Genomic DNA, 13,808 nt, shown 5'->3' on the forward strand with positions numbered 1-13,808 from the left:
GTGAAGCAGATTTGCCTTATAGCGCACATTATCACGGGAAAGAACGTGCCGAAATATCTTAAACAGGCGAAAATTAACGCATTGTTGAAGAAGAAAGACAAAAAAAGCCCCACCAGAATGGTGGGGCAAAGAGAATAGCTAGTTAGCTATTTAACGCGGGACGTTCGCTGATAGCGATACGCTGCGCTGCGATGGGTTCAGGCTCATTACGAATTAAATCAATATGCAGTAAACCGTTTACGAAGGTTGCGCCAGAGACTTCCATATTTTCAGCCAGCGTAAAACTCAGGCTAAACGGCTGATTCATAAGCCCTTGATGCAGCCATTTCTTCTCTTCTTTTGGCTGCTCCGGCGTGCCTTTTACGCTCAGGCGCGTACCTTCCAGTTGAATCTCTAAATCTTCCTGACGAAAACCTGCCAGCGCGAGGGTAATGCGGTAGTGGTTATCGTCGCTTTTTTCAATGTTGTACGGTGGGAAGCTTTGGCTTTCACCGGCGTTTTGCAGTGCGTTGGCCAGTTTGTCAAAACCGATCCATTGACGCATCAGTGGGGATAAATCGAAGTTACGCATAGTCATTTCTCCTTCTAAGAAGCGAGTAAGTACCTGCAAATCCGAAGATTCGCATATGCTCCCTGACGGCGAGCATGGAGATATCAGGCCGCGCCAGGCGGCCTTAGGGAATTAGTTGATTTCGATACGGCGCGGTTTTTTCGCTTCCGGAATCACACGTTCGAGATCGATATACAGCAAACCATTTACCAGGTTAGCACCACGAACATGAATGTTCTCAGCTAACTGGAATTTGCGTTCAAAGTTGCGTTCAGCGATGCCCTGGTACAGATAGGTGCGCTCTTTTTGTTCGTCGGCATGAGCACCTTTCACCACCAACAGATTATCCTGGGCGGTAATCTCCAGTTCGCTCTCAGCAAAACCAGCCACAGCGATAGCAATGCGGTAATGGTTTTCGTCTACCAGTTCAACGTTATACGGAGGGTAGCCGCCATTACTCTGGCTCTGGTTGTTTTCTAAGTGGTTAAACAAACGGTCAAATCCAATAGCAGAACGGTAAAGCGGGGATAAATCAAAGTTACGCATAATCAATAGCTCCTGAAATCAGCGAGAATGTAAGACCTTCCACAATGGACAGGTCAGGTAGCCAGAACACCCATCAGGCGCGTCCTCATCGGCTACGATGTAAAAATGGGTCTGGAAATGAACTTTTCAAGCCTTATCAGCGGACTTTTTTTTGCAGTTTATGGTCTATTGCATAGACTGAGGGGGCAGCACGAAACGTTAAAGTGCGATAGCCGCCACAGTGCGACGTAATGATGATGTTATTTTCAGCAAGGGATCGCTATAACTCATCAGGCCAACACCCACGATCAACAGATGAATTTATTATGATAAGAAATGTGTTGTTAGCGTTCATGATATGCAGCGGAATGACATTACTCGGAGGATGCTCCAGCGTGATGTCCCATACCGGGGGGAAAGAAGGAACATATCCCGGCACCCGCGCCAGCGCCACCATGATTGGCGACGATGAAACCAACTGGGGCACTAAGTCGCTAGCGATTCTCGATATGCCGTTTACCGCTGTGATGGATACGCTTTTACTGCCGTGGGATGTATTCCGCAAAGACAGCTCGGTGCGCTCACGCGTTGAAAAAAGCGAAGCCAACGCGCAAGCCACCAATGCGGTTATTCCACCCGCCAGAATGCCTGATAACTGATTTAGCGATCAGTTTCGGTGATCCACAGCTGGCCGCCTTCCATCCACGCCAGCCATCGACCATCCGGCGAGAAGACCACGGCGTCCGCAGAAGGTGGATTGGCGTGGTTTTCGGTTAAATACTCAACCTCGCCGCTTTGCGCATGGGCGCAAGCAATCCGATTATCCAGCACAAAGCCCAACCATTCTCCTGACGGATGCCAGTTAAATGCAGACTGAATATCCGTTTTGTTATGGGTTAACTGGCGCGGCTCGCCGCCCTGTGGTGAGATAAGCCACAATTGCACAATGCCGTTATCATCACGCATTAAAAACGCGATTTGCGTACCCTGCGGATTACAGCGCACCCAGTGGCGCGGAACGTTGACTAACCCCGGATAAGCCCGCTGATGGGTAAAGGTTAAACGTCGCTGCACGACGCCACGCGGTGGCGCAGGCAGGGTTGTTTCCGTTCCACTTAACGGCACATCACCTGCCGCTTTCCAGCCAGCTTCATCTTGCGGTAACTCAACGATAAACAGCTCCGGCACTTTCTCGCCCTTTGGCGAAAATGTGTCGCCAATAAACGCCAGCGCGTGGTTTCCTACCCATCCTTCTTCATAAGCACGATTGATTTCATCACTGCCAGGCTGCGGCGTGGGCGTGGTGTTACTCACCAACACGCACCAGTGGCTGCCGCTGTATTCACGCGGATGCTGCTTTTGTACGTTGACCGGGCCAAACGGTACCGCAACACCGACGTTGCGCAAATCCAGCGCCGGATCGCGTTCATGCATTACATGGTCGTTATAGGTAAAGCTCACCATTTCACCGTTCGGGCTAAAGACATGTACATGGCTGCCGCCACGCAGCGCTCCTGGCGTATACGGCGCGGTAATATCCATTGCATCGAGATTGCTCACCTTGCCGCTTTCAGCAATCACGCCGCGTCGATGATGGAAGTCGTAATGCCATGTTTCATCAGGATTTTCAGGGCCGTGAATAAAGACATATTTCTCTGACTTCGGATGAACGGTCACCACGCCGACGTGTGCGCCCTGTGACGCACGGTAGATAACCTCGACCTCGCCGGTATGGATATTCACGCGCTCAATGGTCTCACCGGTAAACGACGCCCCAGAAGGACGCACGTCAAATACCAGCCACTGGCTGTCGGGCGTCCAGGTATTGGTATTGGTGAGCAGGTGATTACGGGGAGCAAAGGTTATCTGTTTCATGGCGCGGTCCTGATACAAAACGGTTCCCGCCATCATACTTCACAAGGACTTCACTTTCAGACAATAGTCTTTTGCCATCGTGATGAATGTGAGTGAAAAGATGGAACATTTCGACGTGGCGATTATTGGCCTCGGCCCGGCAGGTTCGGCGTTGGCGCGAAAGTTAGCCAGCAAAATGCAGGTGATCGCGCTGGATAAAAAGCACCAGCATGGTACTGAAGGTTTCAGCAAGCCTTGTGGCGGTCTGCTGGCACCGGACGCGCAGCGATCTTTTATTCGCGATGGACTGACGCTGCCTGTCGATGTGATCGCCAATCCGCAGATTTTCAGCGTCAAAACCGTCGACGTAGCCGCATCGCTTACACGTAACTACCAGCGAAGCTATATCAATATTAATCGCCATGCTTTCGACTTATGGATGAAATCGCTCATTCCCACCAGCGTTGAGGTTTACCACGACAGCCTGTGCCGGAAAATCTGGCGCGAGGATGATAAATGGCATGTCATTTTTCGCGCAGACGGCTGGGAGCAACACATTACCGCCCGCTATCTGGTCGGTTCCGATGGTGCCAACTCGATGGTGCGGCGACATCTCTACCCGAACCATCAAATTCGTAAATATGTCGCTATCCAGCAGTGGTTCGCAGAGAAACATCCGGTGCCGTTCTACTCCTGCATCTTTGATAATGCGATAACTGACTGTTATTCATGGAGTATCAGCAAAGACGGTTATTTTATCTTTGGCGGTGCCTATCCAATGAAAGACGGCCAGGCGCGCTTCACGGCGCTAAAAGAGAAAATGAGCGCCTTTCAGTTCCAGTTTGGTAAGGCGGTAAAAAGCGAAAAATGCACGGTGCTGTTTCCCTCACGCTGGCAGGATTTTGTCTGCGGTAAGGACAATGCCTTTCTGATTGGTGAAGCGGCGGGATTTATCAGCGCCAGCTCGCTGGAGGGGATTAGCTATGCGCTGGATAGTGCAGAGATTCTGCGTTCGGTGTTACTGAAGCAGCCGGAGAAGAGCAACGCCGCTTACTGGCGCGCCACCCGCAAACTGCGTTTAAAACTCTTCGGCAAAATAGTAAAAAGCCGATGCCTGACCGCACCGGCTTTAAGAAAATGGATTATGCGCAGTGGTGTGGCGCATATTCCACAGTTTAAAGATTATCCAACGCGCTTCACATCGCCCACCAGCAGGATGTAAGAGAGCGCGCCAATCAACGCGACGGCGGAGATATAAACCAGTGCAGGCGCGAAACCGTAACCCTGCGCCAGGTACCCCACCACCAGCGGAACGGTGATGCCGCCCAGACCACCGGCGAAGTTAAACACGCCGCCGGTTAAACCAATCAGCCGCATCGGTGCCAGAGAAGAGACTAACGACCAGGTAATCGAAGCAAAACCGTTGCCGAAGAATGCCAGCGCCATCAGGCACATAATCATCATCGGATCGTTGGTGTAGTTAGCGCCCATAATGCAGGTGGAGATCAGCAAACCGCAGATAATCGGCGTTTTACGCGCAAAGCCCAGTGAAAAGCCCTTACGTACCAGCAGATCCGCGACCCAGCCTGAGAGCAGGACGCCAACAAACGCCGCAAGGAATGGCACCGTGGTCATAAAGCCCGCTTTCAGCGCTGTGATTCCTTTTTCCTGGGTTAAATAGTTCGGGAACCAGGTTAAGAAGAACCACAGTGTAGAAGCCACCGCAAATTGCCCAAGATAGACGCCGATCAGTTTACGATGGAACACCAGTTTCCAGTCTTTGGCTGTTAGCGGCTGACGCGACTCTTTTTTCACTGGCGCATCGCCATCCACCAGACCGCCGCCGTCACGAATGTAATCCAGTTCAGCTTTGCTAATGCCTTTGGTCAGGCGCGGCGGCTGATAAACCTTAAACCAAATCAGCGACCAGATAATGCCGATACCGCCGGTGACAATGAACACCCAGTGCCAGCTCAACATTTCCTGAATCCAGATCAGCAGCGGAGTCAGAAACGCCAGACCGACAAACTGACCAGACGTATAAAAACCCACGGCGGAAGCGCGTTCATGTTCCGGGAACCAGCTGGTCACCATCCGGTTATTGGTCGGGAACGCGGGCGCTTCGAAAATACCGGTTATCGCGCGCAGACCAATTAATGACATTAAGCCCGTGGCAAAGCCCTGGAATAACGTCGCCACTGACCAGCCAAATATCGCAATAAAATAAGTCACGCGAGAACCTACGCGATCTAAAAACCAACCGCCGGGGATCTGGCATAAGGTATATAGCCAGGCGAAGGCCGAAAATACATAGCCCATTTCCGCTTTGGTAATGCCGAACTCTTCCTGAATATGGGCGGAAGCCACGGCCAGGTTAGCGCGGTCAACATAACAAATGACCACCGTAATAAAGATCATCACCAGCGTCAGATAACGCCGACGCCCCGGTTTTGCTGCATTAACGGGAATATCCATAGCGAGCTTTCTCCAGATTTTGGGCATAGCGAAGCCGCTCACCATGCCCTGTAATGTACAGAGGGTTATATTTTTGTATTGCTGTTTTAGTGCCCGATGAGGGGCTTACGTGGCAGGAATTACCACTCTGCTACGCTGTTATCTTCATGACGCCAGAGCGGATTACGCCAGTCCGGGGCATTTTTACTGAACTCAATGACTTTGGCTTCGTCGATTTCCACGCCTAAGCCCGGTTTCATTAACGGTTTAAAGAAGCCGCCGACCATGCTGAAGTCTTCTTTATTTTTCACAAAGTCGAGTAACTCCGCGCCTTTGTTGTAATGAATGCCCATACTTTGTTCCTGAAGTACCGCGTTATAGGAAACAAAGTCGATATGCAGGCAAGCCGCCAGTGCAATCGGGCCGAGCGGACAGTGCGGCGCAAGGGTCACGTCATAGGCTTCCGCCATTCCGGCAATTTTGTAGCATTCGGTAATACCGCCTGCGTGGGAGAGATCCGGTTGCAGAATCGAAATACCGCCAGCTTCCAGCACGCGTTTAAAATCGAAGCGTGAGAACATGCGCTCACCCGCCGCCAGTGGAATATGCGTTTGTGCCGCCAGTTTCGGGTAGTATTCGGCTTGTTCCGCCAGCACCGGCTCTTCAATAAACAGAGGGCGATACGGTTCCAGTTCTTTAATCAGCACTTTCGCCATCGGCGCGCTGACGCGACCGTGGAAATCAAGACCAAACTCAATCTGATTGCCAAAAGCTTCACGAATTTGTGCCACGGTGTTGACCGCCGCATCTACCGCGCGGGAGTTATCAATCAATCCCAGCTCTTCACAACCGTTCAGTTTGAAGGTATCGAAGCCGATTTCGCGTAGCGTTTTAATGCCGTCGATAACATCCGCCGGACGATCGCCACCGACCCAACTGTAGGCTTTAATTTTGTCGCGAACCAGGCCACCCATCAATTGCCAGACCGGCGCATTCAGCACTTTACCTTTGATATCCCATAACGCCTGGTCGATCCCGGCGATGGCGCTCATCAGAATCGGACCGCCACGATAAAATCCGGCGCGATACATCACTTGCCATAAGTCATTGATGCGCGATGGATCCTGACCAATCAAATAGTCACCCAGCTCGTGAACTGCCGCTTCCACCGTGCGGGCGCGGCCTTCGATCACGGGCTCGCCCCAACCGACCACGCCTTCATCAGTTTCAATTTTCAGGAACATCCAGCGGGGAGGTAAACGATACGTAGTAATGTTGGTGATTTTCATTGCACTGCCTCTCGATACGCCTTAACAAATGCTGCTGCCTGCTGCGCGGTGCGTTCTACGGACTGCCCGGCGCGATAGAGATCGCTGCCTAAGCCCGCCCCTGCACAACCTGCGTCTATCCACTGCGCCAGGTTTTCTGGCGTCACACCGCCTACGGCAAAGACCGGGATGTCCTGCGGTAATACCGCTTTTAACGCTTTGATGTATTGCGGCCCAAAAGCCGATGACGGGAATATTTTCAGCGCCTGAGCGCCCGCGTCGATCGCGGTAAAGGCTTCAGTCGCCGTCGCGCAGCCGGGGCAAACGGTCATGCCATAGCCCACCGCGCGGCGGATCACTTCACTATGGATATTGGGCGTAACGATGAGCTGACAGCCCATCCTGGCGAGCGCATCGACCTGTTCAGGTTTCAGTACCGTACCTGCGCCAATCAACGCTTTATCGCCATACGCATCAACGATGGCGGGAATGCTTTGTTCCCATAGTGGAGAGTTCAGCGGGATTTCTACCGCGTCGAACCCAGCGTCAATCACCGCGCCAACATGCGCCAGCGCCTCGTCGGGCGTAATGCCGCGCAAAATGGCGATCAGCGGGAGTTTAGTTTGCCACTGCATGAGCGATGCTCCTTATACCAGCCTGAAATGCCGTGTCGCCCGCCACCGCCGTCACCTCGCAACCCATCGCCTGAAAGGCTTGCTGGTAGCGTGCAGTCAGCGATGTTCCGGCGACAAGGGTGATGGCGTGTTGATGGGCCACGTAGTCGCGCATACTGGCGACCTCTGCGCCAATCAACAAACCAGAGAGAAATTCGCTGACCTGTACACGGGGAAGTGTTCCTAGCACATGCGAGGCACGAACTTCAAAAAGCTGCGGCAATATTGCGGGCGCATTAAGGCCGCGCTCAAGGCCAGCCGCGAAGGCATCGGCAGAGTTTTCCTGCCGCGGTAAACCTGCGCCAATCAATGAGTGATTTAACAGTAAATGATGTAACTCACCGGTCATTACGGTGCGAAAATCGTTGATTTGCTGGCTATCGGCCTGCACCCATTTGCAATGCGTACCGGGCATGACATAAAGAGAGGAAGGAGCCAAAGTACGCGCGCCGATCAATTGTGTTTCTTCGCCGCGCATCACATTGTGGTTATCATCATGAGAAACGCATAATCCGGGAATAATCCAGATATTGTCGCCAACAGACGTTAATTGTTCGCCAATAGATGAAAAACGGGCAGGAACAGATAAATACGGCGCAACTTTCCAGCCGACATTGCTGCCGACCATTCCTGCCATCACCACTGGCGTATTCTCTTCACGCCAGTCGGTCGTCACTTCTGCTAACACCGCAGCCGGAGATTTTCCGTTCAGACGCGTAACGCCTGCTTCTGATTGCCTGCTGTCCAGGCAGTGGTCGCCCTGATAAAGCCAGGCGCGCAGATTGGTCGATCCCCAGTCAATTGCGATGTAGCGAGCTGTCATGTGATTTCCTTTAACCTTCGTGTCGAGCTGGCGATCATGGTAAGCGCCGCCTGCTCTGCCGCATCGCCGTCCTGATGCCGTATCGCATCAAACAGCGCCTTATGTTCCTGGAGCGTTTGCGGCATGTTGGCCTCATCGCCCATCCAGGTTCGTTCAAAAACCGCCCGCTGTAATGAACTAATCGCAATGCTAAGTTGCTGTAACACCGGGTTATGCACTGATTGCAGTACCGCCTCGTGATAGCGAATATCCGCTTCGTTAAACGCTTCGCGGTCCTGATTGTTGGCGATCATCTCGTTCAGCGCTGATTCAATCTGCGCCAGATCGCTGGAAGTCGCGCGCTCTGCCGCCCAACGGGCAATCGCCGGTTCCACCAGATTTCGCACTTCGCTCATTGCACTGATAAGCCGTGGGTCGTAGTCGTTTTCCAGCACCCATTGCAGCACGTCAGTATCGAGGTAATTCCACTGATTACGCGGTGCCACAAACGCCCCGCGATAACGTTTCATTTCAATCAGCCGCTTCGCCATCAGCGAACGAAACACCTCACGGATGATGTTGCGCGAGGTTGCAAACTCCTCACAAAGTTCCGCTTCGGCCGGAAGCGGCGAGCCTGGCACGTATTTGCCGTGAACGATCTGTTTACCCAGCGTAATGACGATGCGATCGGTTTTATTGAGAGTCATGGAGAGTCCTTGTGCTCTGTATGTACTTCTCTACTTTACCCCGATCGATGCATAACGCGGCAATTTTGTAGTACCAGCGTGATGACGTTCGCGTTTGCCGTGCGTGTAATGTAGTACAAACTAATATTGTTGTACTACAATTTAGATCACAAAAAGAACAATGCATAAAAAAATGACATGCGTCGGGCAGAAATCTGAAAAGGGATATCAGGCGCTAAACAGGAGGGAAAGAAGAGTATGCTTTCAACGGCTTAGCTACTCGTTTAAAGGATTAGTCATGAAGTTGAATTTTAAGGGATTTTTTAAGGCTGCCGGTTTGTGTTATTTGGCATTTGCGTTGACCGGATGTCTAACCGCAGGACTGCTTTTCAATACCGCAAGTCCTCCACATGCCGAGCAATGGCGGTCAGACTCGATTAAGGGGTTATCGCTGGCAGAGGATAGTAACGGTACGAAAGGCTATGTTTTTGTTGGTGAATCGTTGGACTATCTGTTGACCACGGGCGGCGGCGAGGTGGTTAAAATGCTGAACGATCCGGCAATTCATGGCGAAAGAATCACCGTTTCCGATAACGCGAAATTTATTTTAAGCAGCAGTGATACTAATTTTTCTGGTTCAATAACGCTCTATTACGACTGGGATAATGAGGAAGATAAAGCACTGGCGACACAATATGGTTTTATTTGTAATACCCAGCGTTGTACCTGGGCACTTGACGGCCTGAAAGGCTCTATCCACCAGAAAAATAAAAAAGCGGATTACTCAAACGTGATGGTTTTCCATCAACCCTTTACGGTGGGATTTTATAAGTACAAAGCAACTGATGGCGTTCCGCGCGGCCTCGCTAATGCACTGCTACCAGTCACTCTTACGCTGGATATAGTAACGTCACCACTCCAGTTCCTGATTTTATGCACGACCAGAAATTGTTAATCGCTGCGGGCAAACGCATTTATGCAGTTTGCCCTCCCACTGATTAATTCAGCACATACTTCTCAATAGCAAACGCCACGCCATCTTCCAGGTTGGATTTGGTGACAAAGTTCGCCACTTCTTTCACCGAAGGAATAGCGTTATCCATTGCCACACCAACACCTGCATATTCAATCATTGCGATGTCGTTTTCCTGATCGCCAATCGCCATGATTTCTTCCGGCTTAATGCCCAGCACATCGGCCAGTGATTTCACACCCGTACCTTTGTTAACGCGTTTATCGAGGATTTCGAGGAAGTACGGCGCACTTTTCAGCACGGTATATTTCTCTTTCACTTCCTGCGGAATACGCGCGATAGCCTGGTCGAGGATGGCGGGTTCATCAATCATCATCACTTTCAGGAACTGGGTATTGGGGTCCATTTTCTCCGCTTCGCAGAACACCAGCGGAATAGTGGCAACGAAAGATTCATGCACCGTGTAGTAGCTGATATCACGGTTGGCGGTGTACAGCGTGGTGCGGTCCAGGGCGTGGAAATGAGAACCGACTTCGCGAGAGAGTTTTTCCAGGAAACGGTAGTCTTCATAGCTCAGAGCGGTTTGCGCCACGGTGCTACCATCGGCGGCCTTCTGTACCAGCGCGCCGTTATAAGTAATGCAGTAATCGCCCGGCTGTTCCATATGCAGCTCTTTCAGGTAGTTGTGAACACCTGCATAAGGGCGACCCGTCGTTAGCACGACATTCACGCCACGGGCGCGAGCTGCGGCAATCGCGTTTTTAACAGCGGGTGAAATGGTGTGATCGGGCAGCAGAAGGGTGCCATCCATATCGATAGCAATGAGTTTGATAGCCATGAGTTCCCCAGGTAGATTGGTTCCTGACCCATGCTAACGCGATTCCGCTCAAAAATCAGTACAACACCCGAGGGAAAAGGGGGATGCAACGCGCGTTGCATGCTCCCCTTTTGCTTAGCGGAAGAGTTTCCCTTTCAGCAGTTCCATGCCTGCGGAAAGCAGATCGTTATTGGCTTGCGAAGACACTTCACCCTGCGGTGAGAGAGCATCAATAATCTTTGGCAGTTGCTCTGCCAGCAAGCTGGAAGCCGTACTGGCATCTACACCCAGTTTTTGCCCGAGATCGGACACCGCATTTGTGCCGAGCGCCGACTCCAGTTGCTCGCCGCTCACCGGCTGATTGCCCTGTTGATTACTCAACCAGGTTGAGAGAATGGCACCTAAGCCGCCACTTTGCAGTTTTTCCAACAGCACCTGAATGCCACCCTGCTCCTCAACCCAACTCAAAATAGCCTGATATTTCCCCGCATCGCCTTTCAGAAAGGCGCCGACAACTTCATCCAAAAGTCCCATGATAATCACCTGTAAAGCGTTACGTGTTGACTCAAAAAGTATAGTTCTGCGGAATGATAATTACGGATTGCAGAAATAAAAAGGGCGGAGATGATCTCCGCCCTTTTCTTATAGCTTCTTGCCGAATGCGGCGTTAACGTCTGATCCGGCCTACAAAATCATGCAAATTCAAAATATTGCAGGAGTCTCGTAGGCCTGATAAGCGTAGCGCATCAGGCACGCTCGCATTGTTAACGCCATTAAATATCGATATTCGCCGCTTTCAGGGCATTCTCTTCGATAAACGCACGACGCGGTTCAACGGCGTCGCCCATCAGCGTGGTGAACAACTGATCGGCAGCAATCGCATCTTTAACGGTAACGCGCAGCATACGACGGCTTTCCGGGTCCATGGTGGTTTCCCACAGCTGTTCCGGGTTCATCTCGCCCAGACCTTTATAACGCTGGATGGAGAGGCCGCGACGGGACTCTTTCACCAGCCAGTCCAGCGCCTGCTCGAAGCTGGCTACCGGCTGACGACGCTCGCCACGTTCGATAAACGCATCTTCTTCCAGAAGGCCACGCAGTTTCTCACCCAGCGTGCAGATACGACGATATTCGCCACCGGTGATAAACTCGTGATCCAGCGGATAGTCAGTATCCACACCGTGGGTACGCACGCGAACAATCGGTTCAAACAGGTTTTGATCAGCATTGGTGTGGACATCAAACTTCCACTGGCTGCCGTGCTGTTCTTTGTCGTTCAGTTCGCTGACCAGGGCGTTCACCCAACGGGTAACGGTCTGCTCATCAGAGAGGTCGGCTTCCGTCAGCGTCGGCTGATAGATAAGCTCTTTCAGCATTGCTTTCGGATAACGACGCTCCATGCGGTTGATCATTTTCTGCGTCGCGTTGTACTCAGACACCAGTTTCTCTAACGCTTCGCCAGCCAATGCCGGTGCACTGGCGTTGGTGTGCAGCGTTGCGCCATCCAGCGCGATAGAGATCTGGTACTGATCCATCGCTTCGTCGTCTTTAATGTACTGTTCCTGCTTGCCTTTCTTCACTTTGTACAGCGGCGGCTGAGCGATGTAGACGTGACCACGTTCAACGATTTCCGGCATCTGACGATAGAAGAAGGTCAACAGCAGCGTACGAATGTGCGAGCCGTCGACGTCCGCATCGGTCATGATGATGATGCTGTGATAACGCAGTTTGTCCGGGTTGTACTCGTCACGACCGATACCACAACCAAGCGCGGTGATCAGCGTCGCCACTTCCTGGGAAGAGAGCATCTTATCGAAGCGCGCTTTCTCGACGTTGAGGATTTTACCCTTCAGCGGCAGAATCGCCTGGTTCTTGCGGTTACGCCCCTGCTTCGCAGAGCCGCCCGCGGAGTCCCCTTCCACAAGGTACAGTTCAGAGAGCGCCGGGTCGCGTTCCTGACAGTCCGCCAGTTTACCTGGCAGGCCCGCTAAATCCAGCGCACCTTTACGACGGGTCATTTCACGAGCGCGACGCGCAGCTTCACGGGCACGAGCAGCATCGATAATTTTGCCGACTACGATTTTCGCGTCGGTTGGGTTTTCCAGCAGGTATTCTGCCAGCAGTTCGTTCATCTGCTGTTCAACCGCCGATTTCACCTCAGAAGAAACCAGTTTGTCTTTGGTCTGAGAGGAGAATTTCGGGTCCGGCACTTTTACGGAAACGACGGCAATCAGGCCTTCACGCGCATCGTCACCGGTGGCGCTGACTTTGGCTTTTTTGCTGTAGCCTTCTTTATCCATGTAGGCGTTCAGAGTACGGGTCATCGCCGCACGGAAGCCTGCCAGGTGAGTACCGCCATCACGCTGCGGAATGTTGTTGGTAAAGCAGTAGATGTTTTCCTGGAAGCCATCATTCCACTGCAATGCAACTTCAACGCCGATACCGTCTTTTTCGGTGGAGAAGTAGAAGATATTCGGGTGGATCGGCGTTTTGTTTTTGTTCAGATATTCAACGAACGCCTTGATACCGCCTTCATAGTGGAAGTGGTCTTCTTTGCCGTCGCGCTTGTCGCGCAGACGAATGGAAACGCCAGAGTTGAGGAACGACAACTCACGCAGGCGTTTCGCCAGAATGTCATATTCGAATTCGGTCACATTGGTGAAGGTTTCGAGGCTTGGCCAGAAACGCACCATGGTGCCGGTTTTTTCAGTCTCGCCGGTAACCGCCAGCGGAGCCTGCGGTACACCGTGTTCGTAGATCTGACGGTGAATTTTACCCTCGCGCTGGATAACCAGCTCCAGTTTTTGCGACAGGGCGTTTACTACCGAAACACCAACGCCGTGCAGACCGCCGGACACTTTATAGGAGTTATCGTCAAATTTACCGCCTGCGTGCAGGACGGTCATGATCACTTCCGCCGCCGATACGCCCTCTTCCGGGTGAATACCGGTCGGAATGCCGCGCCCGTCATCCTGTACAGAGACAGAGTTATCGGCGTGAATGGTGACGATAATTTCTTTACAGTGACCCGCGAGCGCTTCGTCGATAGCGTTATCTACCACCTCGAATACCATGTGGTGCAGACCGGTGCCGTCATCCGTGTCGCCGATATACATACCCGGGCGCTTACGCACCGCATCCAGCCCTTTCAGGACTTTGATACTGGAGGAGTCATAAGAATTCGACATCAACGTTTCTCGCTCAT

General features: G+C 52.1%; 14 protein-coding genes and 1 other annotated feature. Of the genes, 3 read left to right on the forward strand and 11 right to left on the reverse strand.

The genetic code is table 11. The features are described from left to right. Window positions 1-142: 142 nt before the first annotated feature. Together ibpB and ibpA are read right to left on the reverse strand one after the other, a co-directional pair. The gene (ibpB, locus tag QUE34_RS22655; RefSeq protein ID WP_001243431.1) at window positions 143-571 is read right to left on the reverse strand and encodes a small heat shock chaperone IbpB; all 429 of its coding nucleotides are present in this window, start codon (window positions 569-571) and stop codon (window positions 143-145) included. Window positions 572-682: 111 nt separating this feature from the next. Further along, on the reverse strand, window positions 683-1,096 hold the full coding sequence (gene ibpA / locus QUE34_RS22660) for a small heat shock chaperone IbpA (RefSeq protein WP_001243437.1): 414 nt from the start codon (window positions 1,094-1,096) through the stop codon (window positions 683-685). Beyond that, window positions 1,090-1,162: a sequence feature (ROSE (Repression Of Heat Shock gene Expression) occurs in the 5'-region of heat shock genes and acts as an RNA thermometer to modulate expression.), on the reverse strand. Its footprint overlaps the gene before it by 7 nt. 239 nt (window positions 1,163-1,401) lie before the next feature. Here ibpA and QUE34_RS22665 point away from each other — a divergent pair. After that, window positions 1,402-1,734 (forward strand): YceK/YidQ family lipoprotein, encoded by a 333-nt coding sequence (locus QUE34_RS22665; protein ID WP_000620888.1) that lies wholly within the window; start codon window positions 1,402-1,404, stop codon window positions 1,732-1,734. Window position 1,735: 1 nt separating this feature from the next. Here the strand turns inward: QUE34_RS22665 and QUE34_RS22670 are convergent, their stop codons facing one another. Beyond that, complete coding sequence (locus tag QUE34_RS22670; RefSeq protein ID WP_032304100.1) at window positions 1,736-2,950, reverse strand: YidR family protein; 1,215 nt, start codon at window positions 2,948-2,950, stop codon at window positions 1,736-1,738. A 100-nt stretch (window positions 2,951-3,050) separates the two neighbouring features. Between QUE34_RS22670 and cbrA the strand changes: the two genes are divergently transcribed. Then, complete coding sequence (cbrA, locus tag QUE34_RS22675; RefSeq protein ID WP_032304129.1) at window positions 3,051-4,151, forward strand: colicin M resistance lipid reductase CbrA; 1,101 nt, start codon at window positions 3,051-3,053, stop codon at window positions 4,149-4,151. Here cbrA and QUE34_RS22680 read toward each other — a convergent pair. The 5 genes from QUE34_RS22680 to dgoR form a co-directional block, all read right to left on the reverse strand. Next, window positions 4,112-5,449, reverse strand: coding sequence for an MFS transporter (locus QUE34_RS22680; protein WP_000253459.1), 1,338 nt, complete (start codon window positions 5,447-5,449; stop codon window positions 4,112-4,114). The two genes, cbrA and QUE34_RS22680, sit on opposite strands and share 40 nt — an antisense overlap. A gap of 74 nt (window positions 5,450-5,523) precedes the next feature. Beyond that, complete coding sequence (dgoD, locus tag QUE34_RS22685) at window positions 5,524-6,672, reverse strand: galactonate dehydratase (protein ID WP_000705256.1); 1,149 nt, start codon at window positions 6,670-6,672, stop codon at window positions 5,524-5,526. Beyond that, window positions 6,669-7,286 (reverse strand): 2-dehydro-3-deoxy-6-phosphogalactonate aldolase, encoded by a 618-nt coding sequence (dgoA, locus tag QUE34_RS22690; protein ID WP_032304102.1) that lies wholly within the window; start codon window positions 7,284-7,286, stop codon window positions 6,669-6,671. Before dgoA ends, dgoD begins: the two co-directional genes overlap by 4 nt. Next, complete coding sequence (gene dgoK, locus QUE34_RS22695) at window positions 7,270-8,148, reverse strand: 2-dehydro-3-deoxygalactonokinase (protein ID WP_032304104.1); 879 nt, start codon at window positions 8,146-8,148, stop codon at window positions 7,270-7,272. The genes dgoA and dgoK overlap by 17 nt, the downstream gene beginning before the upstream one ends. Next, window positions 8,145-8,834 carry a D-galactonate utilization transcriptional regulator DgoR gene (dgoR, locus tag QUE34_RS22700; protein ID WP_000174305.1) on the reverse strand — a complete coding sequence of 230 codons (690 nt, stop codon included), beginning with the start codon at window positions 8,832-8,834 and terminating at the stop codon, window positions 8,145-8,147. Before dgoR ends, dgoK begins: the two co-directional genes overlap by 4 nt. 277 nt (window positions 8,835-9,111) lie before the next feature. On the opposite strand from dgoR, the gene QUE34_RS22705 reads away from it, so the two are divergent. Beyond that, a complete protein-coding gene (locus QUE34_RS22705; protein ID WP_286338891.1) occupies window positions 9,112-9,768 on the forward strand; it encodes a YidX family protein in 657 nt (218 codons plus the stop codon). 43 nt (window positions 9,769-9,811) lie between these two features. Here QUE34_RS22705 and yidA read toward each other — a convergent pair whose 3' ends face one another. The 3 genes from yidA to gyrB form a co-directional block, all read right to left on the reverse strand. Next, on the reverse strand, window positions 9,812-10,624 hold the full coding sequence (gene yidA / locus QUE34_RS22710) for a sugar-phosphatase (RefSeq protein ID WP_000985559.1): 813 nt from the start codon (window positions 10,622-10,624) through the stop codon (window positions 9,812-9,814). 114 nt (window positions 10,625-10,738) lie between these two features. Beyond that, complete coding sequence (locus QUE34_RS22715) at window positions 10,739-11,137, reverse strand: YidB family protein (RefSeq protein WP_198600490.1); 399 nt, start codon at window positions 11,135-11,137, stop codon at window positions 10,739-10,741. Window positions 11,138-11,376: 239 nt separating this feature from the next. Next, the gene (gyrB, locus tag QUE34_RS22720; RefSeq protein ID WP_001353554.1) at window positions 11,377-13,791 is read right to left on the reverse strand and encodes a DNA topoisomerase (ATP-hydrolyzing) subunit B; all 2,415 of its coding nucleotides are present in this window, start codon (window positions 13,789-13,791) and stop codon (window positions 11,377-11,379) included. Window positions 13,792-13,808: the final 17 nt, after the last annotated feature.

Source organism: Escherichia sp. KS167_9B (assembly GCF_030295215.1).
In the GTDB taxonomy this organism is placed as follows: Bacteria; Pseudomonadota; Gammaproteobacteria; order Enterobacterales; family Enterobacteriaceae; genus Escherichia; species Escherichia coli_F.

What these genes read in the sequence shown, in the direction of transcription:
- dgoA (WP_032304102.1), bottom strand. Translation starts at nt 7,286, where the DNA reads ATGCAGTGGCAAACTAAACTCCCGCTGATCGCCATTTTGCGCGGCATT.
- cbrA (WP_032304129.1), top strand. Translation starts at nt 3,051, where the DNA reads ATGGAACATTTCGACGTGGCGATTATTGGCCTCGGCCCGGCAGGTTCG.
- QUE34_RS22670 (WP_032304100.1), bottom strand. Translation starts at nt 2,950, where the DNA reads ATGAAACAGATAACCTTTGCTCCCCGTAATCACCTGCTCACCAATACC.
- QUE34_RS22665 (WP_000620888.1), top strand. Translation starts at nt 1,402, where the DNA reads ATGATAAGAAATGTGTTGTTAGCGTTCATGATATGCAGCGGAATGACA.
- QUE34_RS22705 (WP_286338891.1), top strand. Translation starts at nt 9,112, where the DNA reads ATGAAGTTGAATTTTAAGGGATTTTTTAAGGCTGCCGGTTTGTGTTAT.
- dgoD (WP_000705256.1), bottom strand. Translation starts at nt 6,672, where the DNA reads ATGAAAATCACCAACATTACTACGTATCGTTTACCTCCCCGCTGGATG.
- ibpA (WP_001243437.1), bottom strand. Translation starts at nt 1,096, where the DNA reads ATGCGTAACTTTGATTTATCCCCGCTTTACCGTTCTGCTATTGGATTT.
- dgoK (WP_032304104.1), bottom strand. Translation starts at nt 8,148, where the DNA reads ATGACAGCTCGCTACATCGCAATTGACTGGGGATCGACCAATCTGCGC.
- gyrB (WP_001353554.1), bottom strand. Translation starts at nt 13,791, where the DNA reads ATGTCGAATTCTTATGACTCCTCCAGTATCAAAGTCCTGAAAGGGCTG.
- dgoR (WP_000174305.1), bottom strand. Translation starts at nt 8,834, where the DNA reads ATGACTCTCAATAAAACCGATCGCATCGTCATTACGCTGGGTAAACAG.
- QUE34_RS22715 (WP_198600490.1), bottom strand. Translation starts at nt 11,137, where the DNA reads ATGGGACTTTTGGATGAAGTTGTCGGCGCCTTTCTGAAAGGCGATGCG.
- yidA (WP_000985559.1), bottom strand. Translation starts at nt 10,624, where the DNA reads ATGGCTATCAAACTCATTGCTATCGATATGGATGGCACCCTTCTGCTG.
- QUE34_RS22680 (WP_000253459.1), bottom strand. Translation starts at nt 5,449, where the DNA reads ATGGTGAGCGGCTTCGCTATGCCCAAAATCTGGAGAAAGCTCGCTATG.
- ibpB (WP_001243431.1), bottom strand. Translation starts at nt 571, where the DNA reads ATGCGTAACTTCGATTTATCCCCACTGATGCGTCAATGGATCGGTTTT.